Source organism: Curtobacterium sp. NPDC088465, from assembly GCF_044753165.1.
Classification (GTDB): domain Bacteria; phylum Actinomycetota; class Actinomycetes; order Actinomycetales; family Microbacteriaceae; genus Curtobacterium.
In genome coordinates, this window is the sequence record NZ_JBIVMR010000002.1 from 717,745 (window position 1) to 741,274 (window position 23,530).

At 71.9% G+C, this 23,530-nt stretch carries 19 protein-coding genes and 1 tRNA gene; 2 read left to right on the forward strand and 18 right to left on the reverse strand.

Annotated elements, in window-relative coordinates; translation table 11 throughout:
- Positions 1 to 47: 47 nt before the first annotated feature.
- The 11 genes from ACIP6W_RS10750 to dusB form a co-directional block, all read right to left on the reverse strand.
- A complete protein-coding gene (locus ACIP6W_RS10750) occupies positions 48 to 578 on the reverse strand; it encodes a hypothetical protein (protein WP_400429402.1) in 531 nt (176 codons plus the stop codon).
- Positions 579 to 802: 224 nt separating this feature from the next.
- Positions 803 to 875: transfer RNA gene (locus tag ACIP6W_RS10755), tRNA-Asn, on the reverse strand.
- A gap of 137 nt (positions 876 to 1,012) precedes the next feature.
- Complete coding sequence (locus ACIP6W_RS10760) at positions 1,013 to 2,035, reverse strand: D-isomer specific 2-hydroxyacid dehydrogenase family protein (protein ID WP_209682991.1); 1,023 nt, start codon at positions 2,033 to 2,035, stop codon at positions 1,013 to 1,015.
- The gene (locus ACIP6W_RS10765) at positions 2,032 to 2,970 is read right to left on the reverse strand and encodes an ATP-binding cassette domain-containing protein (protein ID WP_251154962.1); all 939 of its coding nucleotides are present in this window, start codon (positions 2,968 to 2,970) and stop codon (positions 2,032 to 2,034) included. The genes ACIP6W_RS10760 and ACIP6W_RS10765 overlap by 4 nt, the downstream gene beginning before the upstream one ends.
- Positions 2,971 to 3,113: 143 nt before the next feature.
- Positions 3,114 to 4,799 carry an ABC transporter ATP-binding protein gene (locus tag ACIP6W_RS10770; protein WP_326496156.1) on the reverse strand — a complete coding sequence of 562 codons (1,686 nt, stop codon included), beginning with the start codon at positions 4,797 to 4,799 and terminating at the stop codon, positions 3,114 to 3,116.
- Complete coding sequence (locus ACIP6W_RS10775) at positions 4,796 to 5,791, reverse strand: ABC transporter permease (RefSeq protein WP_066653922.1); 996 nt, start codon at positions 5,789 to 5,791, stop codon at positions 4,796 to 4,798. The genes ACIP6W_RS10770 and ACIP6W_RS10775 overlap by 4 nt, the downstream gene beginning before the upstream one ends.
- A gap of 2 nt (positions 5,792 to 5,793) precedes the next feature.
- On the reverse strand, positions 5,794 to 6,900 hold the full coding sequence (locus tag ACIP6W_RS10780) for an ABC transporter permease (protein ID WP_209682997.1): 1,107 nt from the start codon (positions 6,898 to 6,900) through the stop codon (positions 5,794 to 5,796).
- An 84-nt stretch (positions 6,901 to 6,984) separates the two neighbouring features.
- A complete protein-coding gene (locus ACIP6W_RS10785) occupies positions 6,985 to 8,601 on the reverse strand; it encodes an ABC transporter substrate-binding protein (RefSeq protein WP_066653919.1) in 1,617 nt (538 codons plus the stop codon).
- A 964-nt stretch (positions 8,602 to 9,565) separates the two neighbouring features.
- Positions 9,566 to 11,491: a DNA primase gene (gene dnaG, locus ACIP6W_RS10790; RefSeq protein ID WP_400429406.1), complete on the reverse strand. Its 1,926-nt coding sequence runs from the start codon at positions 11,489 to 11,491 to the stop codon at positions 9,566 to 9,568.
- Positions 11,492 to 11,785: 294 nt separating this feature from the next.
- Complete coding sequence (locus ACIP6W_RS10795) at positions 11,786 to 13,075, reverse strand: deoxyguanosinetriphosphate triphosphohydrolase (protein ID WP_251160102.1); 1,290 nt, start codon at positions 13,073 to 13,075, stop codon at positions 11,786 to 11,788.
- On the reverse strand, positions 13,072 to 14,244 hold the full coding sequence (dusB, locus tag ACIP6W_RS10800) for a tRNA dihydrouridine synthase DusB (protein ID WP_066653911.1): 1,173 nt from the start codon (positions 14,242 to 14,244) through the stop codon (positions 13,072 to 13,074). The genes ACIP6W_RS10795 and dusB overlap by 4 nt, the downstream gene beginning before the upstream one ends.
- Before the next feature lie 47 nt (positions 14,245 to 14,291).
- Between dusB and ACIP6W_RS10805 the strand changes: the two genes are divergently transcribed.
- Positions 14,292 to 14,774, forward strand: coding sequence for an aminoacyl-tRNA deacylase (locus tag ACIP6W_RS10805; protein WP_251160103.1), 483 nt, complete (start codon positions 14,292 to 14,294; stop codon positions 14,772 to 14,774).
- A gap of 8 nt (positions 14,775 to 14,782) precedes the next feature.
- On the opposite strand, the gene ACIP6W_RS10810 is transcribed toward ACIP6W_RS10805, so the two are convergent.
- The 4 genes from ACIP6W_RS10810 to ACIP6W_RS10825 all read right to left on the reverse strand — a co-directional run bounded on the left by ACIP6W_RS10810 (position 14,783) and on the right by ACIP6W_RS10825 (position 18,493).
- Positions 14,783 to 14,953, reverse strand: coding sequence for a hypothetical protein (locus tag ACIP6W_RS10810; RefSeq protein WP_158407743.1), 171 nt, complete (start codon positions 14,951 to 14,953; stop codon positions 14,783 to 14,785).
- Complete coding sequence (locus ACIP6W_RS10815) at positions 14,950 to 15,684, reverse strand: DsbA family protein (protein ID WP_271825391.1); 735 nt, start codon at positions 15,682 to 15,684, stop codon at positions 14,950 to 14,952. The genes ACIP6W_RS10810 and ACIP6W_RS10815 overlap by 4 nt, the downstream gene beginning before the upstream one ends.
- Before the next feature lie 260 nt (positions 15,685 to 15,944).
- On the reverse strand, positions 15,945 to 17,330 hold the full coding sequence (locus ACIP6W_RS10820; protein ID WP_066653905.1) for a glycine--tRNA ligase: 1,386 nt from the start codon (positions 17,328 to 17,330) through the stop codon (positions 15,945 to 15,947).
- 113 nt (positions 17,331 to 17,443) lie between these two features.
- A complete protein-coding gene (locus ACIP6W_RS10825) occupies positions 17,444 to 18,493 on the reverse strand; it encodes an aminotransferase class V-fold PLP-dependent enzyme (protein ID WP_400429411.1) in 1,050 nt (349 codons plus the stop codon).
- A 70-nt stretch (positions 18,494 to 18,563) separates the two neighbouring features.
- On the opposite strand from ACIP6W_RS10825, the gene ACIP6W_RS10830 reads away from it, so the two are divergent.
- Entirely contained in the window at positions 18,564 to 19,475 is a 912-nt protein-coding gene (locus tag ACIP6W_RS10830) for a LysR family transcriptional regulator (RefSeq protein ID WP_400429414.1), read from the forward strand.
- 107 nt (positions 19,476 to 19,582) lie between these two features.
- On the opposite strand, the gene ACIP6W_RS10835 is transcribed toward ACIP6W_RS10830, so the two are convergent.
- From ACIP6W_RS10835 to leuA, 3 genes are all read right to left on the reverse strand, one after another.
- Positions 19,583 to 20,389, reverse strand: a complete 807-nt coding sequence (locus ACIP6W_RS10835) for an isoprenyl transferase (protein ID WP_066653897.1) — start codon at positions 20,387 to 20,389, stop codon at positions 19,583 to 19,585.
- Complete coding sequence (gene recO, locus ACIP6W_RS10840) at positions 20,386 to 21,219, reverse strand: DNA repair protein RecO (protein WP_066653894.1); 834 nt, start codon at positions 21,217 to 21,219, stop codon at positions 20,386 to 20,388. The genes ACIP6W_RS10835 and recO overlap by 4 nt, the downstream gene beginning before the upstream one ends.
- A gap of 502 nt (positions 21,220 to 21,721) precedes the next feature.
- Positions 21,722 to 23,491 carry a 2-isopropylmalate synthase gene (gene leuA / locus ACIP6W_RS10845; protein ID WP_400429417.1) on the reverse strand — a complete coding sequence of 590 codons (1,770 nt, stop codon included), beginning with the start codon at positions 23,489 to 23,491 and terminating at the stop codon, positions 21,722 to 21,724.
- Between the last annotated feature and the right edge of the window lie 39 nt (positions 23,492 to 23,530).

A 23,530-nucleotide genomic window follows, 5' to 3' on the forward strand; every position in this document is an offset into this window, starting at 1 on the left:
CGGCGCACGTCCCAGGGCGGCACCGGCGGGCGGCCGGGAGGCCCGGCTCAGCCCCGGTAGGCCGTCAGCGACTCCTGCAGGCGATCCCTGTCGGGGTGACCGGGGCAGTACGCGACGAGTCCGGCCGCCAGCTCGGCCTGTTCCGGCGTCGAGACGCCGTCACGCCACGGCGACGCTCCGCGCTCCGCGCAGGTCGCCGCGAGCTCCTCGAGCGTGGCGGTACCGTCGGCCGCCCGGACCGCGGCCCGCTGCTGCGCCGACATCTCGGTGCCGGTGATGCGCTCGGCCCGGCAGTCGGTGCGCTCGGCCTCCCACACGGCGGCGTACGTCGTGTACGTCTCCCCCGTGCCGTCGGCGTCGTCACCGGTCGTGTCGCTGCCCGCGCCGCTGCTGTCGTCCGCGGCGCCGCTGCACACGAACGCGAAGACGATCGGCGCGCTGCCCGTCGCGGAGACCTCGGACCGTGCTGCGGAGTCGAGCGAGTCCTCCGGCTCCGGTTGCCCGGCGGTGCACGCGGTGAGCGCCACCGCTCCGAGGACGACGAACGCCGCGGCGAGGGTCCGGCGCACGGTGATCACCTGTGAACGCTAACAGCTTGCGACCGGGCGGCGCCTGCGAGCCAGCCGGAAGCCGAACACCGGCCGGTGCCCAGCGCCGGCTCCGCGCGAGACTCGGCCGTGCGGACACGTTCGTGGTCCGGTGCCCGCGAAGGTGTCCGCGGAGCCGAGTCTCGCGGTAGCGGCAAGGGCGCCGGACCCCGGGAACGCAAGAGGCCCCCACCCCGGAGGGTGAGGGCCTGTCGCTCCCCGAGTTGGACTCGAACCAACAACCTGCCGGTTAACAGCCGGCTGCTCTGCCAATTGAGCTATCGAGGATCACTGTCCGCTGGCGAATGTGGTGCGAACAACGGGTAACAGCATAGCAGCACCCCGAGCCCGCTCCGCGCATCGGCCGCGCATCCCGGGCGCGCCGCGTCGTCGAACTCCCCGGCCGGGCCCGGCGGCGTCGGTGTTCAGTAGCCCGCGACGGGATCCACGACGCCGACGAACCCGTCACCGGAGCCGGACAGGAACGCGGCGGTGTTCGCCCGGACGCGCTCGGCCAGCAGCGGCGCGACCATGTCCGGGGTGTCGGCCTGGTGCGGCGTGACGACCACACCCGGCTCGTCCCAGAGCGGGTGGCCGTCGGGCAACGGCTCCGGGTCCGTCACGTCGAGGCCGGCGGCGGCGATCGTGCCCTCGCGCAGCGCCGCGACGAGCGCGTCGGTGTCGACCAGTCCCCCGCGTGCGATGTTCACGAGACGCGCCGAGGGCTTCATGAGTCCGAACCGACGCGCGTCGAACAGCTTCGCCGTCCCCGAGGTCATGGCCGCCGCGACCACGACCACGTCGGCGTCGGGCAGCACCTCGTCCAGGGCGTCGGTCGTGACCGTGCGGTCGGCTCCCGGCACCGGGTCGTCCGAGCGGCGCACGACCGTCACGGAGACCTCGAACGGGGCGACGAGCCGGATGTACTCCAGGGCGATCCCGCCCGCGCCGATCACCACGACGTTCCGCCCGTAGAGCGACACGCCCTCCGGCTCGGTCGCCCAGGACGTCGCGCGGGCGCGCTTCTGCAGCACCCGGAGCGTCGCGAGCGTCAGCGCGAGGGCGTGCTCGGCGACGGGTTCCGCGTAGGCGCCCTTGGCCGACGTGAAGAGCACCCGGTCCCCGTGCTCCTGGATCAGGTGGGCGAAGGCGTCGACGCCCGCGAAGGGCAGCTGGACCCAGCCGACCGAGGCCCCCTGGTCCAACGCCGCCGCGAGCCCGTCGGGGTCACGGGCGTCGAGCCAGACGATCCCCCGCGTGTCCGCGCCGAGGTCGCCGACCGTGCCGCCGGCGGCCCGCACGGCGTCCGCGTGCAGGTCGGCCGCGGTCGGCAGGATCGCGACCGGTCCGGCCGTGGGTGCGTCGACGGGGAGCGGGGCGCCCGCGTCGGTGACGACCGCGCGGTGTCCGCGGCTGCTCGCCGTGTCGTGTGCGGTCGTGGTGCTCATGCGTTCTCCTGACGCTCGGTCCGGGGAGCGGTGCCCGCCCCGGCACCGACCGGACGACGGGGGGCGGACGAGCGCCGCGGGGCGGTGGTCGCGGTCGGACGACGCTTCACGGGGCGTGACGCGGTCGCGGCGAGCGTCTGCACGTAGGGGTCGACGGGGTTGTCGAGGACCTCGTCGAAGGTGCCGAGCCCGACCAGGCGGCTCTCGGCGAGCACACCGACGCGGTCCGCGAGCGCGCGGGCCTCGCGGAGGTCGCTCGACACCACGACGGCCGAGAACTGCCGACCGCGCTGCAGGTTCGTCAGGGCCTCGAGCACCGACTGACGGACCAGGACGTCGACGCCGCGTGCGGGTTCGTCGGCGACGAGGAGCTGCGGCTCGAGGATGAGCGCGCGTGCGAGGGCGACACGCTGCCGCTGCCCGCTCGACAGCTCCCACGTGTTCAGGCGCATGATGCCGAGGGGCAGGTGCACGGCGTCGACCAGTCGCGCGACCATGAGCCCGGCCTCCTTGCGGTCGAACCGCCGGTCGCGCAGGTAGATCGGTTCGGCGATCGCCTCGCCCACGGTCAGGTCGGGGCTCAGCCGGTCGGCGCCGTCCTGCGGCAGGTACCCGATGCGGCCGGTCAGCCGCTGCGCCTTCCGCGAGGACGGGCGGAGCCCGCGCACGTGCTGACCGAGCACGGTGAGCTCGCCGCCGACGATCTGTCGCCGGTGCGCACCCTCGCCCTCGCCGGTCGCGCCGAGCTGCCCGGCGATCGCGGCGGCGAAGGTGCTCTTGCCGGAACCGGACTCACCGATGAGCGCGAGGATCTCGCCCTGGCGGACGGTCAGGCTGACCCCGTCGACCGCGCGGATCGGCTCCGATCCGCGGACGCCCCGGTACTCGATCGAGACGTCGTCTGCGACGACCGCCGGGCCGTTCACCGCGATCATGGGTCCCCTTCCGCGCCGCCCCCTGGCGGCGGTTGCGCGACGGACCGGTGTCGCGTCGTCGGTGGTTCGCCGGAGGTGACCGGCCGGGAGGCGCGGCGTGCGTCGACGACGCAACGCCGTGCCTCCCGGCCGGTCGCGTCGGGTCAGGACCCGGCGTTCTCCAGTGCCACCAGCGTACGCCGTCGCTCCGCCTGTTCCGCCGGGTCCGGCACGGGCAGCGACGCGAGCAGCCGCTGCGTGTAGGGGTGCTGCGGCGCACCGAGGACCTCGGCGGTGGTGCCCGTCTCCACCAGGTCGCCGCGGTACAGCACCGCGATGCGGTCCGACAGTGCGCCGACGACCGCGAGGTCGTGGCTGATGAACAGCGACGCGAACCCGAGGTCCTGCTGCAGCTCGAGGAAGAGCTCCAGCACGCGGGCCTGCACCGACACGTCGAGCGCGCTCGTCGGTTCGTCCGCGATGAGCAGCTTCGGCCGGAGTGCGATCGAACGCGCGAGCGAGGCGCGCTGCCGCTGGCCACCGGACAGCTCGTGCGGGTACCGGTCGCCGTAGGACGCCGGGAGCTGCACCATCTCGAGCAGCTCGCCGACGCGCTTGCGGGCGGCTCGGGGGTTCCGCACCTCGCCGTGCACGACGAGCGGCTCGGCGACGCACTCGGCGATCGTGAGCAGCGGGTTGAACGAGGTCGCCGGGTCCTGGAACACGAACCCGATGTCCTTGCGGTGCCGCTTGAAGTCCCGCTCGCGGTACCCGAGCATCTCGGTGCCGAGGACCTCGAGCGACCCGCCGGTGACGCGGGTGAGCCCCGCGATGGCCCGACCGATCGTCGTCTTGCCGGAGCCCGACTCCCCCACCAACCCGAGCACCTCGCCGGGACGGACGTCGAGGTCGACGCCCTTCACGGCCCTGAAGGCGGGCGAACCGAGGCGGCCCGGGTACTCGATCTCGAGCCCCTTCGCGCTGACGAGGGGCTCGACGTCGGTCGCGATCACCGCTCGGCGGGCCGTCCCGGTCGAGGCCTCCAGCCGGGGCACGGCGGCGAGCAGGCGCTTCGTATAGTCGGCCTGCGGGTCCGCGAAGAGCTGCGCGACCGGTGCCTCCTCCACGACCTCGCCCTGGTACATGACGGCGACCCGGTCGGCCAGGTCGGCGACCACGCCCATGTTGTGCGTGATGATGACGATGGCGGCGCCGAACTCGTCGCGGCAGCGCCGGAGCAGGTCGAGGATCTCGGCCTGCACGGTGACGTCGAGCGCGGTGGTCGGCTCGTCGGCGATGATCACGCTCGGCTCGAGGGCCAGTGCACTCGCGATGACAACGCGCTGCTTCTGCCCGCCGGAGAACTGGTGCGGGTAGTGGTCGACCCGCGTCTCCGGGTCGGGGATGCCGACGCGTCGCAGGTAGTCGATCGCCTTCGCGCGGGCGTCCTTCTTCGAGACGCCGCCGTGCGCCCGGAGGCCCTCGGCGATCTGCCACCCCACCGTGAAGACCGGGTTGAGCGCGGTCGACGGCTCCTGGAAGACCATCGCACCGGCCGTGCCGCGGAGTTCGCGGAGCTTGGCCGACCCGACGCTGACCACGTCGGTGCCGTCGAGGTACACCGCACCACCGAGCGTCGCCGTCTCGGGCATCAGCCGCAGCATGCTGCGGGCCGTGACCGACTTGCCGGAGCCGGACTCGCCGACCAGCGCGAGGACCTCGCCCGGACGGACGTCGAGACTGACGCCCTTGACCGCGTCGACGGCACCGCCGTCGGTCGCGAAGGTGACGGTCAGGTCGTCGACGACCGCGACCGGTCGGTCCTGCTGGTCGTTCGCTGCGTCGGTCATGCCGTCGCCCCTTCCGTGCTGGCGGCCTGCTTCCGCGAGACCAGCTGCTTCAGCCTCCTCCGGGCGCGCAGGCGCGGGTCCGAGATGTCGTTGAGGCTCTCGCCGATGAAGGTCACGCCGAGCACGAGCACGACGATCGCGACGCCGGGGAACACACCGGTCCACCAGACGCCCGACGCGACGTCCGACAGCGCGCGGCTGAGGTCGTAGCCCCACTCCGCGCCGCTGGTCGGGCCGATGCCGAACCCGAGGAAGCCGAGGCCGGCCAGGGTGAGGATCGCGTCGGAGGCGTTCAGCGTCAGGATGAGCGGCAGGCTCCTGGTGCTGTTGCGCAGCACGTGGCGGGTCATGATGCGCCACGGGTTCGTGCCGATGACCCGCGCGGACTCGACGAACGCCTCGTTCTTCAGGCGCACCGCCTCGGCACGCACGACCCGGAAGTACTGCGGGACGTAGACGACGGTGATCGAGATCGCCGCCGCGACGATGCCGCCCGTGTAGCTCGAGTTGCCGCCGGAGATCACGATCGACACGACGATGGCGAGCAGCAGCGAGGGGAACGCGTAGATCGCGTCGGCGACGACGACGAGGACCCGGTCGAGCCAGCCGCCGACGTACCCCGAGACCATGCCGAGGATGACCCCGATCGTGATCGACACGACGACCGCGACGATGACGACGAGCACCGCGGTGCGCGCGCCGAAGACGACGCGGCTGAACACGTCGAAGCCACCGACCGTGGTGCCCCAGACGTGCTCGGCGCTCGGCGGGGCGGTGCGCGGGAAGCCCTGGCCGTCGGCGCCCTGCAGCTGACCGAAGCCGTACGGGGCGATGAGCGGCGCGGCGAGGGCGACGATCAGGTACAGGGCGCAGATGACCACGCCGGTGATGAGCATGGCGCGCTGCCAGCCGGTGCTCCTGCGGAGCTGGACCACCACGGGCAGCCGCTTCCAGAGCGGCTCGTGGCGGTCGACGAGCGAGGTGTCGGCCATCGCTAGAACCTCACTCTCGGGTCGATCAGCGCCGCGACGACGTCGACGACGAAGTTCGTCACGGCGACGATCACGGCGAGCATCGCGACGATGCCCTGGACCGCGACGAAGTCGCGGGCCGACAGGTACTGGTTGAGCTGGAAACCGAGCCCGCGCCAGCCGAACGTGGTCTCGGTGAGCACCGACCCACCGAGCAGCATGGCGATCTGCAGACCCATCACGGTGATGATCGGGACCAGCGCCGGACGGAAGGCGTGCGTCCGGACGAGCCGGGCCTCCCGGACGCCGCGCGAGCGGGCCGCGTCGACGTACTCGGACCCGAGCGAGCCGATCATGTTGGCACGGACCAGACGCAGGAAGATGCCGGCGGTGAGCAGGCCGAGCGTCAGCGCGGGCAGGACGGCGTGCGACAGCACGTCGCCGATCACCTGCGCGTTGCCGGTGCGGAGTGCGTCGATGAGGTAGATGCCGGTGGCACCCGGGATGTTGTCGAGGATGAGCGACACCCGGGTGGAGGCGCGGTCACCGAGCGGCAGCCAGCCGAGCCAGACGGAGAAGACGAGCTTGAGGAGCAGACCGCCGAAGAACACCGGCGTCGCGTACGTCAGGATCGCGAGCGCTCGGAACAGCACGTCCGGCCACTTGTCGCGGACGTACGCCGCGAGCATGCCGAGCGGGATGCCGAGGACGAGGGCGACGATGAGCGCGTAGAAGACCAGCTCCGCGGTCGCGCCGCCGTACGTGACGATGACCTCGGTGATCGGACGGTTGTCGGTCGACGTCGTGCCGAAGTCCCCGCGCACGATGCCGCCGAGGTACTCGAGGTACTGGACGATGACCGGCCGGTCGTAGCCGGCGGCGTGCAGACGTTCCTGGAGCTGCGAGGGCGTCAGACGGCCACCGACCGAGGCGGTGATCGGGTTCCCGATGACGCGCATCAGGAAGAAGACGAGCGTCACCAGGATGAACACCGTCGGGAAGATGAGGAGGAAGCGGACCAGGATGTACCGACCGAGCCCGCCGCCCTGCCCACGGGCACGTCGCTGTGCCTGGGGCTTGGTGGGGTCGGTGGCCAGCTCCGGTGTCGCCTCGGGGGTGCTGAGGGTCACGGGGACGGGTGCCTTTCGGTGCCGTTCGGGACGTGGCCACGGGGGCGCTCCTCGTGGGAACGCCCCCGTGGGCCGACGCCGGTCTTACTTGGAGAGGGTGGCGTAGCGGAACTTGTACGAGGAGTCGAGGGTCAGGCCCTTGACGTCCTTGCCCGCGACCGCCACGGACTTGCCCTGCAGGAGCGGCAGCGTCGAGATCTGCGTGGCCTCGCGCTCCTGCGCCTGCTCGATGAGCTGCGCGCGCTTGTCCTTGTCGGACTCCTGCTGCTCCTCGGAGATCAGCTTCTGGATCTCCGGGTCGTCGTAGTGGTTCTGCACGAAGTTGTCCTTCGTGAAGAACGGCGACAGGTAGTTGTCGGCGTCCGAGAAGTCCGGGAACCACCCGAGCTGGTACACCGGGTAGGAGTCCTTCGTCCGCTCCTGCGCGTAGGTCGTGTAGACCGTCGACTGGATCTTCACGGAGAACAGGCCCGAGTTCTCGAGCTGCGTCTTGAGCTCGGCGTACTCGTCGTCCGACGTCGAACCGTAGTGGTCGGGCGCGTACTGGATGTCGAGCTGCACCTTGCCGGTGACACCGGCCTTCGACAGCGTCTCCTTCGCCTTGTCGACGTCGGGGCCGCCCTTGCCGTTGCCGTAGAGCTCCTCGAACGGCTTCGCGGCACCGGTCAGGCCGTCCGGCACCATCGAGTAGACCGGCGAGTACGTGTTGTTGTAGACGTCCTTCGCGATCTTCTCGCGGTCGACGACGTCGGCCACGGCCTGGCGCACGGCGAGGGCCTTCGCCTCGTCCGCGTCGGACTGGCTCGCGCCGAACGGCTGCGTGTTGAAGTTGAAGACCAGGTAGCGGATCTCGCCACCGGGGCCGTCGGTGACCTTGACGGAGTCGTCCTTGCGCAGGTCGGCGATGTCGGTCGGCGTCAGCGAGCGGTACGCCACGTCGACGTCGCCCTTCTGCACGGCGAGCTTCAGGTCGGTTTCCTTGGTGTAGTAGCTGGCGGTGACCTCCTTGGTCTTCGCCTTGCCGAGGAGCCCGTCGTACTCGGGGTTCGCCGAGTACTGGATGGTGTCGTTCTCCTTGTACGAGGTGATCTCGTACTGCCCGGCGAACGCCTTGCCCTTGACGATGTCCGCCGCCGGGGTGAGCTCGTCCGCCGAGAAGACCTGCTCGTCGACGATCGGGCCTGCGGGGCTCGAGAGCACCTGCGGCCAGGTCTGGTCGGCGTGGTCGAGGTTGAAGACGACCGTGGTGTCGTCCGGGGTCTCGATGCTCTTGAGGTTGGCGAGCAGCGACTGCGGACCGTTCTCGTTGTTGATCTTCAGCTCGCGCTCGAACGAGAACTTGACGTCACTCGAGGTGAGGTCGTTGCCGTTCGCGAACTTCAGCCCGCTCTTGAGCTTCACCGTGTAGGTCGTGTCGTTCGTGAACTCGCCGCTCTCGGCGATGTCCGGCTTGACGTCGGGGCTGCCGACGGGGGTGTTCATCAGGAACGGGAACACCTGGTTCTGCACGGCGAAGGAGCCGTTGTCGTAGGACCCGGCCGGATCGAGGGACGTGACCTTGTCCGTCGTGCCGATGCTCAGGCCGTTGAGGTCGGTGTCGGAGACGCTGCTGCTCGCGCAGCCCGTCAGCACCAGCGCCGTCGCTGCTGCCCCGGCGCCGAGCGCGATGCCGCGCCTGCCCCACTTGGATACGGATGCCATGTCCGCTCTCTCTCTCGGTGATGGTTCGCAAGGGGTCCCGCGGAGGGCGATGGATCGACTGTGAGGCCCGCCGGGAACGCTCATTGGTACCACCCTGACACGGAAGTCCACGATTCGAGGGACATTTGTTTACACCCTTGTAATGCACGACCGCGTCGCGTGGCGCATGATGCGCGCGTCACGGAGCGGCGTGTCGCGCACGAAAGTTGCGTGCTGCAACGGGGGCCGGAGGTCGGGCCGCTGCCTGCCACCGGGCGGGCGGGCGGCTGCCTGCGGCCGGCTGTCCGCTGCCCGCTGCCGGCTGCCCGCTGCCCGCTGCCCGCTGCCGAGCGGGCGAGATCCGTCACGCTCGCCCTCCCCGGCCGACAAATACCGCCCACCCGACGTCACGCGCGCGGCACGTCCTGCCCGCTCTGCGCCGGTCGGTGGTGCTCGCCTCCTGGTGGCACGACTTGCCGCTCAGTTCGGGCCGCGGCGGCGGGTCGTGCGACCAGGACGACCGCACACGGCACGTCGTGCGACCGGAACGGCCAGTGCGAGTGGCCGGGCCACGGCGGGACACCGAGCGGGCGGAGTACGTCACCCTCGGCGTCTCCGGGCACCGATCCCCACCCGCTCGACGTCGTCCACGCGGCGATCCCTGCCCGCTGCGGCGGCGGCGACGGCGACGGCGACGGCGACGGCGGCGACGGCGACGGCGACGGCGACGGCGACGGCGGATGGTGCTCGCGCCCTGGTCGCGTGACCTGCCGCTCATTCCGGGTCGCGGCGGCGAGTCCTGCGACCAGATCGACCGCACGCGGCAGGTCGCGCGACCCTGGGGTCCAGCACGAGTGGTCGCGCGACCCTGGGGTCCAGCACGAGTGGCCGCGCGACCGTGCGGGCCAGCACGAGTGGTCGCGCGACCGAGCGGGCCAGCACGAGTGGCCGGGCGACGACGCGCTGCCGCCCCTCGCGGGACGGCTCAGCCCTGCGCTGCCGCCTCGGCGTCGGCGCGGAGGCGCATCCGCTGCGCGTCGATGTCGACGAGCTGGCGCTGGATCTCGGCGCGCCGGTCGGACTGCTCGTGCGGGTCGGCCCGCTGCAACTGCCCGAGCAGCGAGGCCTTGCGGGCGAGCAGGTCCCGCTCGACCAGGGCCACGACGATGCTCCGGGCGTAGAGCGCCAGGTCCTCGTCGGTGCGAGCCGGGATCGGCGCGAGTGCGAGCTCCTGCACGAGACCGCGGAACGGCGCCGGCACGTCCTGCAGCAACCGGTCGAGCCAGTCCCCCGCACCGATCGAGTCGACGTTGGCGACCACGGCGTCCCGCACGACCGACAGCATCGGCGCCGAGAACGTCGCGCCGGCCGCGAGCCAGATGAGCGGTGCGCCCACGTACCCGGGCTGCTGCACCATCGCCATCACGGCGTCGCGCTCCATCCGGGTGATCGGGTCGTTCGGCAGCAGCCGCAGACCGGCCACGGGCTCCTCGGGCGGGGCGACCAGCTCGCCACCGGGACCGGCCTGACCGACCGGCACCGGGCCTCCCGTCCGGTCGGTGCGCGCTGCGGACGCGCGCTGACGCGCCGAGTCGACCGCCCACCGGACGTCCGGGATGTCCATGCCGAGCCACCCGGCGAGTTCGCGGACGTACCCCTGCGTGAGGGAGCGGTCGCGGATCCCGGCGAGGACCGGCGCGGCGGCCCGCAGTGCGCTGACCCGCCCCTCGACGGTCTCGAGGTCGTGGCCGTCGAGCGTCCGACGGATCATGAACTCGAACATCGGGCGCTTCGCGCTGACGAGCCGGCGGATCGCGTCGTCGCCTCGCGCGAGTCGGAGGTCGCACGGGTCGAGCCCGCCGGGAGCCACCGCGACGTAGGTCTGCGCGGCGAAGCGCTGCTCCTCGGCGAACGCCCGCGAGGCGGCACGCTGCCCGGCCTCGTCGGGGTCGAACGTGAAGACCACCTCGCCGTTGGCGTTCGGGTCGGCACCGCTGACGTCGCCGAGCATCGGCCGGAGGACCTTGATGTGGTCGACACCGAACGAGGTGCCGCACGTCGCGACGGCGGTCGTCACACCGGCGAGGTGGCACGCCATGACGTCGGTGTAGCCCTCGACGATCACGACCTGCTTGCCCTTGGAGATGTCCTTGCGGGCGAGGTCGAGCCCGTAGAGGACCTGGCTCTTGTGGTAGATCGGCGTCTCGGGGGTGTTGAGGTACTTCGGGCCCTTGTCGTCGTCGAGCAGTCGACGCGCGCCGAAGCCGATCGTCGCACCGGTCACGTCACGGATCGGCCACACGAGGCGTCCGCGGAACCGGTCGTACGGCGAGCGGTCACCCTGTCCGGCGAGTCCCGCCGCGAGGATCTCGTCCATCGAGAACCCACGGCCCCGCAGGTGCTCACGCGTGGCGTCGTACGACTGCGGCGCGAAACCCACGCCGAAGTGCTGTGCTGCGGCGGGGTCGAAGCCGCGCTCCCCGAGGAAGCGTCGCGCGGGCTCGGCAGCCGCCGAGGTGAGCTGCGACTGGTAGAACTCGAGCGCTGCCTCGTTCGCGGCGATCAGCCGCGCGCGCTGGTTGTAGTCGGTGCGCGGGCCGTCGCCCTCTTCGTAGTGGAGCGTGAAGCCGATCTTCGCGGCCATGCGCTCGACCGCTTCCTGGAACGTCGTGTGGTCCATCTTGATGATGAACTCGAAGACGTCGCCGTCCTCTCCGCACCCGAAGCAGTGGTACCGGCCGACCTGCGGCCGCACGTGGAACGACGGGGAGCGCTCGTCGTGGAACGGGCAGAGCCCCTTCAGCGAGCCGACGCCCGCCGACTTCAGCGTGACGTGGTCGCCGACGACGTCGGCGATGTTGACACGCGAGCGGACCTCGTCGATGTCGTTCCGCGCGATCCTGCCAGCCACCCCTCGATCCTAGTTCGTGCGGCCGGTGTCGGAGGACGGTCCGTGTCCGCCTGTGGAGAGCACGACGGCCGGGAGGCGCGGTGCACGATCAGCACGCGCCCCACCTCGGTCGGTGCGCACGTCGACACGCGCGGCGGCCGGGCAGGAGCCACTCCGGTCTCACCGAGACGGCGCCGTCCGCACGAGACGGTGCCAGGTCGGCGAACCGGACCCAGATCCGGCGGCGTCTCGCCCTCACGGCGGCGCCTCGTCCTCACGGCGGCGTCCCGCACGCCGGCGTCCCGCACGCCGGCGTCAGACCGCGATGTGCGTCGTCTCCCGGTCCCCCACCACGAGTCGCTTGTGCCACGCCAGCGCCCCCTGGTCCGTCAGGCTCGCGACCTGGTCGACCACGGCCCGCAGCCGCCCGGCGTCGTCGGACGCCGAACGCCAGTCCGCCGCGAAGCCCGGCTCGAGGTCCGCACTGCCCGTCGCCGCCAGGGCGTCGAGCAACTCGGTGAGCACGCGACGCTGGTCCTCGTACACGGGCTGCCGATTGCCCTGCGTCATGACGAACGCCGCGACGATGCCCTTCAGCACCGCGATCTCGCCGATGATCTCCGGCGGGGTGACGACCGAGGCCGCGAACCGCACGAGGGACCCGGACGCGTAGGACTCGCGAGTCGCCGCCGTCGCCGTCCGCGCGAACCGTCCGATGAGCTGCGAGGTGAGGTTCTTGAGCCGCGCCATGTCCCGCCGCGACCCGTCGTACGACGTCATCCACAGCGGCAGCGACCGGAGTCGGTCGAAGGCCTCGAGCAGTTCGTCACGGCTGAGGTCCGACCCGACCCAGGCGTGCATCGCGGTGACGATGTCGTTCTCGCCGACCCGGTCGCCCAGGGCCGCGACGTCGATGAAGCCCGCGACGACGGCGTCCTCGAAGTCGTGCACCGAGTAGGCGATGTCGTCGGACAGGTCCATGACCTGCGCCTCGATGCACCGCTGCCGACGCGGAGCACCGCGCCGGAGCCACGCGAAGGCGTCGTGGTCGTCGTCGTAGAACCCGAACTTGGTGCGCCCCGACGATGCCTCGGCGACGCCCTGCGCCGCCGGCCACGGGTACTTGCAGCTCGCGTCGAGCGAGGCCCGGGTGAGGTTGAGCCCGTAGGGACGCTCGTCGTCCGGCCCGTCGCCGTAGACCTTCGGCTCGAGGCGGGTCAGCAACCGCAGCGTCTGGGCGTTGCCCTCGAAGCCGCCGATGTCCGCCGCCCAGGCGTTGACGGCGGTCTCGCCGTTGTGCCCGAACGGCGGGTGCCCGATGTCGTGCGCCAGGCACGCGGTGTCGACGACGTCGGGGTCGAGCCCGAGGGAGTCGGCGAGCTCGCGCCCGACCTGCGCGACCTCGAGCGAGTGCGTCAGGCGGTTGCGGGCGAAGTCGAGTCCGGTGGTCGGGCTGAGCACCTGGGTCTTCGCGGCGAGGCGTCGGAGCGCGCTCGAGTGCAGCAGGCGGGCACGGTCCCGGGCGAAGTCGGAGCGACGGCTGCCGTGGGTCTCGGGCAGCCAGCGCTCCGCGTCGGCCGGCCCGTACGAAGCGGTGGCGCTCATCCGCCGCTGTGGTGCAGCTCGGCGGCGGCGAGGACCTTGCGGAACTCGGCGTCCACGTCGCGCGACTCGAGCCAGCGGTCCGGCAGCGCCGTGCGCTTCGGGTGGCCGGCGCGGCCTCGCGGGCCCTCGACGTCGGCACCGGGGTACGGCGCCGACCAGTCGAGCTGCCCGAGCAGGTCGTCGATCTCCTGCAGGCTCGAGGCCATGGAGAGCGCCGAGCGGACGTCGCCGCCGATCGGGTACCCCTTGAAGTACCAGGAGACGTGCTTCCGGGCGTCGCGGCACCCGTGGTCCTCGGACCCGAAGAACTCGACGAGCAGCTCGGTGTGTCGACGGAAGGCGGTCGCGACGTCGCCGAGCGAGGGCATCGCGCGCACGTCCTCACCGCGGAACGCCGCCGCCAGGTCGCCGAACAGCCACGGACGACCCAGGCAGCCGCGGCCGACCACGACACCGTCGCAGCCGGTCTCGTCGACCATGCGCAGGGCGTCGGCGGCGGACCAGATGTCGCCGTTGCCGAGCACCGGGATGTCGGTGATCGTCTCCTTGAGCGTGGCGATCGCGGACCAGTCCGCCTGCCCCGAGTAGTGCTCGTTCGCGGTGCGGGCGTGCAGCGAGATCGCGGCGACACCGGCGTCGCGGGCGATGCGTGCCGCGTCGAGGTAGGTCAGGTGGTCGGCGTCGATGCCCTTGCGCATCTTCACCGTGACCGGGACGTCGCCGGCGGCCTTGACCGTCTTCTCGACGAGGTCCTTGAAGAGGTCGGTCTTCCACGGCAGGGCTGCTCCCCCACCCTTCCGCGTGACCTTGGGCACGGGGCACCCGAAGTTGAGGTCGATGTGGTCGGCGCGGTCCTCGCCCACCAGGATCGTCGCCGCCTCGGCCACGGTGTTCGGCTCGACGCCGTACAGCTGGATGGACCGCGGCGTCTCCGATTCGTGGTGCTGGATGAGCTGCATCGACACCGGAGTCCGTTCGACCAGCGCCCGCGAGGTGATCATCTCGCAGACGTAGAGTCCGGCGCCGTACTCGCGGCAGAGCCGGCGGTAGGCCATGTTCGTGATGCCCGCCATCGGCGCGAGCACGACCGGCGCCTCGACCTCGATGGGGCCGATGCGCAGGGGCTTCGCCGTGCGGGGCGCCGTCGTGGGCGCGTCGGTGATCGTCATACGTGCTCCATTCTCCCACGCGTGTCCGCGCCGGTAGCGTTCTCCACATGACCGACTCCGCGATCGCCCGGTTCGACGCCGACGCCGCCGCCCGAGGGCTCGCGGTGGACGTCGTCCAGCGCCCCGCCGCCGACTCCCTCGAGGGTGCCGCAGCCCTGCTCGGCATCGACCCGGGCGACATCGTGAAGACGCTCGTCGTCAAGCGTCACGACGGTGGCTTCCTGCTCGCGCTGGTGCCGGGCGGCCGCAGCATCGCCTGGAAGAAGCTCCGCGCCGTCGTCGGCGTCAACAAGCTGTCGATGCCCGACGCAGCCACCGCGCTCGAGGCCTCGGGCTACGAGCGCGGCACGATCACGCCGATCGGCGCGACCGGCGACCTGCCGGTGTACGCCGACGAACGCGTCCTCGGCCGCCGCATCGCGCTCGGTGCCGGTCGCCACGGCGCGAGTGCCTTCGTCGACGGCGACGCGCTCGTCGCCGCGTACGACGCGACCGTCGCCGACATCACCGACGAGGAGCCCGTCCGCTAGCGGACGGCTCAGTCGGGGACCTCGGTCCAGTCGCCCTCGGCACCGGGGACGAAGCAACTGTCACCCTCGCAGACCGGCGCACCGCCGGGCGTGACGAGCGTGAGCAGGGCGGGTCGCGCCTCCCGGTCGTCGGCCTGGAGGCCCGGCTCGACCGGGCCGGTCGTCGTCACGCCGGTCACCGGGTCGCCTCCGCGTCCGCGGTCGCGTCGTCCGCGGCACGCTGCTGCTGCGCCGCGAGCTCCTCGGGCGTCACGTCGCGGAGCGCGACGACCTGGCGGAGCACCTGCTCGAACGCCGCCGGGTCCTGTGCGCCGGAGACGCCGTACTTGCCGTCGATGACGAAGAACGGGACGCCGTTGATCCCGAACGCCTGCGCCTGGGCCTGGTCGGCCCGGACGGCGGCGAGCTGGGCGTCGTCGCGCAGGGTCGCCAGGACCTCGTCGCGGTCCAGACCGATCGAGGCGCCGAGGTCGGCCAGGGACTCGTCCTGTCCGACGTGCTCGCCGCGCTCGAAGTACGCGGTGAAGAGGCGCTCGACCATCTCGAGCTGCTTGCCGTGCTGCTTCGCCAGGTGGATGACCTGGTGCGCCTTGACGGTGTTCGTGTGGCGCAGTGCGTCGTAGTCGTAGTGCAGTCCGACGGACGAGGCGATGCCGGCGACCTGGTCGATCATCTGCTGTGCCTGCTGCACCGGCAGGCCCTTGTGCTGCGAGAGGAACTCGGCCTCGGTGCCCTCGAAGTCGACCGGGGTGTCCGGGCTCAGCTCGAAGGAGTGGTACTCGACCTCGACCGGCTGGGCGTCGGGCGAGGAGGCGAACGCGGCGACGCCGGCCTCGAACTTCCGCTTGCCGATGTAGCACCAGGGGCATGCGACGTCCGACCAGACATCGACCTTCACAGACTCGTTCACACGAGGTGCAAGCCCGGCCCCTGCCCGCGCATTCCCGCGGTCACGACCCGCTCCTCGCGCACCGTGTCTCGTGCGCCGTGTCTCGTGCGCCGTGTCTCGTGCGCCGTGTCTCGTGCGCCGTGCACAACGAGAGGCACCCCGAACAACGGGATTCCGTGGTCCGGGGTGCTTTCGGTTGTGCAGCGGCAGGTCGCACCGGCGATCGCTGACCGCGGCAGCGGCAGCGGCAGCGGCAGCGGCTGCCGCAGCAGCCGCGCGCGCTACGCGCCGAGGAGGCGCTGCGCCAGGTAGCCCTGCAGCTGGTCGAGCGAGACGCGCTCCTGCGACATGGTGTCGCGCTCACGCACCGTGACCGCCTTGTCGTCGAGCGTGTCGAAGTCGACCGTGATGCAGAACGGCGTGCCGATCTCGTCGTGGCGACGATAGCGACGACCGATCGCGCCGGCGTCGTCGAAGTCGACGTTCCAGTGCTTCCGCAGGTCGTCGGCGAGCCCGCGCGCCACCGGCGACAGCTGCTCGTTGCGGGACAGCGGGAGCACCGCAGCCTTCACCGGCGCCAGCCGCGGGTCGAGGCGCAGGACGGTGCGCTTGTCGACGCCGCCCTTCGCGTTCGGGGCCTCGTCCTCATGGTACGCGTCGAGCAGGAACGCCATGAGCGCACGGGTGAGCCCGAACGACGGCTCGATGACGTAGGGCACGTACTTCTCGTTCGCGGCCTGGTCGAAGAAGCGCAGGTCCTTGCCCGACGACTCGATGTGGTTGTTCAGGTCGAAGTCGGTGCGGTTCGCGACGCCCATGAGCTCGCCCCACTCGGAGCCGGCGAACCCGAAGCGGTACTCGATGTCCGCGGTGGCGTCCGAGTAGTGCGCGCGCTCGCCGTCGGGCACGTCGAAGCGCCGCAGGTTCTCGGGGTCGATGCCGAGGTCGGTGAAGAACGCCACCGCGTCGGCGATCCACTGCTCGTAGTGCGTGTCGACGTCGGCCGGCGGCACGAAGTACTCGATCTCCATCTGCTCGAACTCGCGCGTGCGGAAGATGAAGTTGCCGGGCGTGATCTCGTTGCGGAACGCCTTGCCGACCTGGCCGATGCCGAACGGGGGCTTCATGCGGCTCGTCGTGACGACCTGCGCGAAGTCGACGAAGATGCCCTGCGCCGTCTCCGGGCGGAGGAAGTTCAGCCCTTCCTCGGACTCGACCGGGCCGAGGTAGGTCTTGAGCATGCCGGAGAACTCGCGCGGCTCGGTCCACTCACCCCGGGTGCCGCAGTTCGGGCACGGCACCTCGGCCATGCCGCCCTCGGGCGCTCGACCCTTCTTCGCCTCGAACGCCTCGAGCAGGTGGTCTTCGCGGAACCGGTGGTGGCAGTGCAGGCACTCGACGAGCGGGTCGGTGAAGGTGGCGACGTGACCCGAGGCCTCCCACACCTTGCGGGGCAGGATCACGGCGGAGTCGAGGCCGACCATGTCGCCGCGGCCGCGGACGAACCGCTGCCACCACTGGCGCTTGATGTTCTCCTTCAGCTCGACGCCGAGGGGCCCGTAGTCCCACGCGGAGCGGGATCCGCCGTAGATCTCCCCCGACTGGAAGACGAAGCCACGGCCCTTGGCCAGGGCGATGACGCTGTCGAGACGGGAGGACGGTGCCAAGAGGACTCCTGAGTTCGCCGGACTGGGTGCCCGGTGCGGGAACGGTACCGGGCAAGCGTACCGGCCCCGCGGCGACCGACGGACGCCGGTCGCGCACCCGTGGACGGCCCGGCTCACCCCGCGGGACGGAACCCCTCCACCGTGCCCAGCACCGCGACGACCCGGTCGACGTCGGCGTCGTCGTTCCACAGGTGGAAGGCCAGGCGCAGCCGGCCCGCCCGTCCGCTCGCCGTGACCCCCGCCGCGGTCAGGGCGCGGAGGGCCGACCCGTCCGGGTCGGGAAAGGTCGTGATCGCCTGACCGGACCGGGGCGTCCCGAGCGCGTCGGCGAGCCGGTCCGTGCGGCCGGTGGCGTGCCTCCAGGCCGAACCGGCGTCGACGGACGCGAGGTGTCGCAGGGCGGCGACCGCCCCCGGCCACGCCTGCCATGCCGGGGACACGTCGAAACGGCGGGCGTCGTCGGCGAGCTGCATGGTCGGGCCGTAGCACGAGGACCAGATGTCCGCTCCCGCGTACCAGCCGGCCTGCACGGGGCGGACGCGCTCCAGCGCCGCGTCGGAGAACGTCGCGAAGGCGACGCCGCGCGGTGCGCACAACCACTTGTAGGCGTGCGTGACCGTGACGTCGAACGGCGCGGCGGACACCGGCAGGACGCCCGCGGCCTGGGTGAGGTCGCAGAGGGTGAGGGCACCGGCGGCGCGCGCCGCGTCGAGGACCGGGGCGGGGTCGGTCACCACGCCGGTGGCGGACTGCACGGCGGACCAGGCGACGAGCGCGGTGCCCGGGCGGACGGCGTCGGCGAGTCGCTCGAGCGGGACACTGCGGACCGTGACGCCGCGGTGCGCCTGGACGAGGAACGGGAAGACGACGGACGAGAAGTCGCCGTCGGGGACGACGACCTCGGCACCGTCCGGCAGTGACGCAGCGACGAGTGCCACCATCGCCGAGGTCTGCGACCCCGTCGCCACCCGTGCGGCGTCCACGCCGACGATGTCGGCGAAGAGCGCGCGGCCCTCCTCGACCAGGGCACCGTACGTCGCGGGCGAGCTCTCGGCGCGCGACCACGCATCGAGGTCCGACCGCTGTGCGGCGAGGGTGCCGAGCGTGGGGAGCCCGGCGGTGCAGGCGGCGAGGTAGCCCGATCCGTCGACGAAGGAGTCCATGCCCCCAGGCTCCGACGGCCGGCACCATCACGCCAGGGCAGGCTTCTTCGGGGACCCATAACATCGTGTTGTGGAGTCCATCGAACCGCAGCTGCTCCGGGTCCTGCTCGCCGTGCGCGACGGCGGGTCGATCAGCCGTGCGGCCGCGGCGCTCGGCTACAGCCAGCCCGCCGTCAGCCAGTTGCTCACACGCGCCGAACAGCGGCTCGGGCACGACCTCGTGCTCCGCGGCGGCCGCGGTGCGACCCTGACGGAGTCCGGACGCGTCCTCGCCGACCACGCCCTGCACGTCGAGGCGGCCCTGGCCGCAGCACGAGAGGACCTCGACGCGGTCGGCGGTCTCGCCCGCGGGCGGGTGCGGCTCGCCGGCTTCCCGAGCGCGTCGTCGACCCTCGTGCCCCCGGTGCTCGCGGCGCTGGCGACGGACAGCCCCGGGGTGGTGACGTCGTACGTCGAGGCCGAGCCGCCCGAGGCCGTCGAACTGCTCCGGCGCGGCGAGGTCGACGTCGCCCTGACCTTCTCGCACGCACTGCAGGACGACGCCGCGAACGATCCGACCCTGACCACGCGCGTGCTCGGGCGCGATCCGCTCGCGCTCGTCACCGCCGCGGGTGCGGTGCCGCCCGGGGACCGGGCAGCCGACCTCGCCGCGTTCCGGGACGCCCGGTGGATCGGCGGCTGTCCGCGGTGCCGCGGGCACCTGCTCGCGTCGTGCGCGGCGTCCGGGTTCACGCCGGAGATCGTGCTCGAGACCGACAACGCCGCGGCGGTCGTCGGGCTGGTCGCGGCCGGACTCGGCGTCGCCCTGCTGCCCCGGCTGGCGCTGTCGACCACCGTCGTACCGTCCGGTGTGGCGGTCACGCCGGCCGACGACGCGCTGGCACGACGGGTCGAGGTCGTGGTCGCCCGCGGCGCGGACCGCGTGCCGAGCGTGCGGGCGGCGCTGGAGGCGGTCCGTGGGGTGGCGCACCTGCTCACGTGAGGCGCGGCGCGCTGTCCGTGGCACGGGTCTCGTGTCGGCACCGACGGCCGCCCGGCCGGCCGCGGGTCGGACGGGAGGCCCGTGGCGGCGCCGCCACGGGCCTCCCGTCAGGCGGTCGGTGCGTCCACCGCGCCGCCGTAGCGTCGGTCGCGGCGCGCGTACTCCTCGATCGCTCCCCACAGGTCGGTGCGGCGGAAGTCCGGCCAGAGCTGGTCGAGGAACACCATCTCCGCGTACGCGGACTGCCACAGCATGAAGTTCGACGTCCGCTGCTCGCCCGAGCTCCGCAGGAACAGGTCCACGTCGGGCAGCTCGGGCACGTAGAGCCGCTTGGCCAGGGCCTTCTCCGTCACCTGGCTCGGCTTCATCCGACCGGCGGCGACGTCCTCGGCCATGCCCCGGACCGCGTCGACGATCTCGTTCCGCCCGCCGTAGTTGACGCACATCGTGAGGGTGCAGACGTCGTTGTCGGCGGTCATCCGCTCCGCGGTCTGCAGCTCGTCGACGACGCTCCGCCAGAGCCGGGGTCGCCGGCCCGCCCACCGCACCCGGACACCCCACGCGTGCAGCTGGTCGCGACGGCGGTGGATGACCTCGCGGTTGAAGCCCATCAGGAAGCGGACCTCGTCCGGCGACCGCTTCCAGTTCTCGGTCGAGAACGCGTACGCCGACACGTGCTTGACGCCGATCTGGATCGCGCCGGCGACGACGTCGAGCAGCGAGGCCTCGCCGGCCTTGTGCCCCTCGACCCGCGTCAGGCCGCGCTGGTTCGCCCAGCGGCCGTTGCCGTCCATGACGATCGCCACGTGCTCCGGGACGAACTGCGCCGGGATCGCCGGCGGCTGCTCCCCCGTCCAGTCGACGGGTCGCAGTCCCTCGGACACGGCTTCGGACGCGGACCGGCGTGGGCTCATGCAGGTGTTCCTTCGTGATCGGACGTGACGGGCACGGCGGGCGCCGGGGTGGCGGCCACGGCTGCCGGAACCCCACCGGGGGTCGGTGCGACCGGAGCGGGGTGTTCACTGCGGTCCACGTGGGGCAGTGACCGGAGCGATCGTTCCAGGTGCCACTGGGCGTAGGCCGCCACCACGCCGGAGGCCCGCGACCGCGTCCGCTCGTCGGAGGCGTCGACGGTCGACCAGTCCCCGGCGAGCAGTGCCCCGAGCAGGCCGAGCGTGTCGGTGTCGAGCCGGGGCGTCCCGGGCGGCGCTGCACGGTCCGCCACCACCCCGCCGAGCTGCACGACGAAGGCGGTGTGCGGCCCGGGCTCCCCCGTCACCGCACAGTCACCGAACGACGGCGCCCACCCCGCGATGCTCATCGCCCGGAGCAGGTACGAGTCGAGCGTGGCGCTGACGACGTGCTCGTGCCTGGACAGTGAGCGCAGGGCACCGACGAGCAGCAGGTACTGCTGGAGCCCGGCGTCCGCCTCGCTCAACCGGTCCGCCGTCTCGACCATGGCGCTGGCCGCCGTGTAGGCGCCGTAGTCGGTGACGATCTGGGCGCCGTACGAGCCGAGGCTCTCGGCCTGGGTGACGATGTCGAGCGACCGACCCTCGTAGAACTGCGCGTCGACGACCATGAACGGCTCGAGTCGCGACCCGAACTTCGACGCCGTGCGCCGTACCCCCTTGGCCACCGCCCGGATCTTGCCGTGCTGCCGGCTCAGCATGGTGACGATGCGGTCGGCCTCGCCGAGCTTGTGGGTGCGCAGCACGACGCACTCGTCCCGGTACAGCGGCATTGCCCCAGTATCCCCCGCGGCGCCGACAGCGGGTGCCGGCGTCGCGGCCGGCGCGGAGCGCGGTCTCAAGAGCGGCGAGCGCGGAGCGGCGAGCGCCGAGCGAGCGGGACGCGCCGCGCGCGTTCTCCCGAGAGGGCAGATCCCGTCGCCGGACGACGCCGAGCGTGACCGAATCCGCCCGCTCGACGCACCGCCGTCGCCGGACGACGCCGAGCGTGACCGCATCCACCCGCTCGAGACACCGCCGTCGACGGACGACGCCGAGCGTGACGGGATCCACCGGCTCGCGGCACCGCCGATGCCGCACGACGACCGGTCGTCGGCGTCCTGTCCGGTCGGCGCCGAGCGGGCACGACACACCGCGTGAGTTCCGTCCGGCGGGCAGATCCCGTCGACGGACGACGCCGAGCGTGACGGGATCCGCCCGGTCGACGACGCGTCCACAGACGGGAGGCGCGGTGTGGGACGGACCCGCACCGCGCCTCCCGAGAGCGCTGGCGTCCTACGCCGTGACCAGCTCCGGCGTCCCGGTCGCGGCTCCGGCGCGTACGGCCCGGTTCACCGCGGAGACGATCGCCTTGAGCGAGGCGGTCGCGATGTCGGCGTCGATCCCGACGCCCCACAGCCGGGTGCCGTCCACGTCGAGCTCGACGTAGGCGGCGGCCTTCGCGTCACCCGAGGCGCTCATCGTGTGCTCGGAGTAGTCGTACAGCGTGACCGCGACGCCCTGCTCCCGCATGACGGTGAGGAACGCGTCGACCGGACCGGTGCCGACTGCATCGGCGGCGACGGACCCCTCGTCGACACGCATCGCGACGTGGAGCTCCGTGGTGCCGTCGAAGTCGCTCGACGTCGCCGTCTTCGTGATCTCGTACCGGCCCCACTTGTCCGACTCGTCGTCGGCGGGCAGGTACTCGTCGCGGAACAGGTCCCAGATCCGGTCGGACGAGAACTCGCCGCCCTCGGTGTCGGTGCGCTGCTGCACCACGCCGGAGAACTCGATCTGCAGCTTGCGGGGCAGGTCGATCGCGTGGTCGGTCTTGAGCAGGTACGCGACGCCGCCCTTGCCGGACTGCGAGTTGACGCGGATGACGGCCTCGTACGAGCGGCCGATGTCCTTCGGGTCGACGGGCAGGTACGGCACCGCCCAGGCGATGTCGTCGACGGACTTCCCCGCGGCGGAGGCCTTGGCCTGCATCGCCTCGAAGCCCTTGTTGATGGCGTCCTGGTGCGAACCGCTGAACGCCGTGTAGACCAGGTCGCCGGCCCAGGGCTGCCGCTCGGGCACCGGCAGCTGGTTGCAGTACTCGACGGTGCGCTTGACCTGGTCGATGTCCGAGAAGTCGACCTCGGGGTCGATGCCCTGCGTGAACAGGTTCATGCCGAGGGCGACGAGGTCCACGTTGCCGGTGCGCTCGCCGTTGCCGAACAGGCACCCCTCGATGCGGTCCGCCCCGGCCATGTAGCCGAGCTCGGCGGCGGCGACGGCGGTGCCGCGGTCGTTGTGCGGGTGCAGCGACAGGATGACGTCCTCGCGGTGGTCGAGGTTGCGCGACATCCACTCGATCGAGTCGGCGTAGACGTTGGGCGTGGCCATCTCGACCGTCGCCGGGAGGTTGATGATCACCTTGCGGTCGGGGGTCGGCTCGAAGACCTCCAGCACGGCGTTGCAGATCTGCGCCGCGACCTCGAGCTCGGTGCCCGTGTAGGACTCCGGCGAGTACTCGTAGAACACCTGCGTGCCGTGCTGCAGCCGGGCCTCGGCCGCCTTGCACATCCGGGCGCCCACGACGGCGATGCCGACGACGCCCTGCACGTCGGTGCGGAAGACGACCTCGCGCTGGACGATGGACGTCGAGTTGTAGAGGTGCACGATGGCCTGCTTCGCCCCGTCGATCGCCTCGTACGTGCGGTCGATGAGGTGCTCACGCGCCTGGGTCAGCACCTGGATCGTGACGTCGTCCGGGATCGCGCCGTCCTCGATGAGCGACCGGACGAAGTCGAAGTCGGTCTGCGATGCGCTCGGGAAGCCGACCTCGATCTCCTTGTAGCCCATCCGGACGAGCAGGTCGAACATGGCCCGCTTGCGCTCGGAGTCCATCGGGTCGATCAGGGCCTGGTTGCCGTCGCGGAGGTCCACCGCGCACCACCGAGGCGCCCGGTCGATGCGCTTCGTCGGCCAGGTGCGGTCGGGCAGGTCGACGCGGATCTGCTCGTGGAAGGGAACGTACTTGTGGATCGGCATCCCGGAGGGGCGCTGGGTGTTCTGCATGGTCGTCGCTTTCGTCGTCTCGCCGGCATCGGCGCTGTG

Bases quoted from the DNA above. Each gene is read 5' to 3' on its own strand.
- ACIP6W_RS10760 (WP_209682991.1), bottom strand. From the start codon at position 2,035: ATGAGCACCACGACCGCACACGACACGGCGAGCAGCCGCGGACACCGC.
- ACIP6W_RS10765 (WP_251154962.1), bottom strand. From the start codon at position 2,970: ATGATCGCGGTGAACGGCCCGGCGGTCGTCGCAGACGACGTCTCGATC.
- ACIP6W_RS10770 (WP_326496156.1), bottom strand. From the start codon at position 4,799: ATGACCGACGCAGCGAACGACCAGCAGGACCGACCGGTCGCGGTCGTC.
- ACIP6W_RS10775 (WP_066653922.1), bottom strand. From the start codon at position 5,791: ATGGCCGACACCTCGCTCGTCGACCGCCACGAGCCGCTCTGGAAGCGG.
- ACIP6W_RS10785 (WP_066653919.1), bottom strand. From the start codon at position 8,601: ATGGCATCCGTATCCAAGTGGGGCAGGCGCGGCATCGCGCTCGGCGCC.
- ACIP6W_RS10795 (WP_251160102.1), bottom strand. From the start codon at position 13,075: ATGAGCGCCACCGCTTCGTACGGGCCGGCCGACGCGGAGCGCTGGCTG.
- dusB (WP_066653911.1), bottom strand. From the start codon at position 14,244: ATGACGATCACCGACGCGCCCACGACGGCGCCCCGCACGGCGAAGCCC.
- ACIP6W_RS10805 (WP_251160103.1), top strand. From the start codon at position 14,292: ATGACCGACTCCGCGATCGCCCGGTTCGACGCCGACGCCGCCGCCCGA.
- ACIP6W_RS10825 (WP_400429411.1), bottom strand. From the start codon at position 18,493: ATGGACTCCTTCGTCGACGGATCGGGCTACCTCGCCGCCTGCACCGCC.
- ACIP6W_RS10835 (WP_066653897.1), bottom strand. From the start codon at position 20,389: ATGAGCCCACGCCGGTCCGCGTCCGAAGCCGTGTCCGAGGGACTGCGA.
- recO (WP_066653894.1), bottom strand. From the start codon at position 21,219: ATGCCGCTGTACCGGGACGAGTGCGTCGTGCTGCGCACCCACAAGCTC.
- leuA (WP_400429417.1), bottom strand. From the start codon at position 23,491: ATGCAGAACACCCAGCGCCCCTCCGGGATGCCGATCCACAAGTACGTT.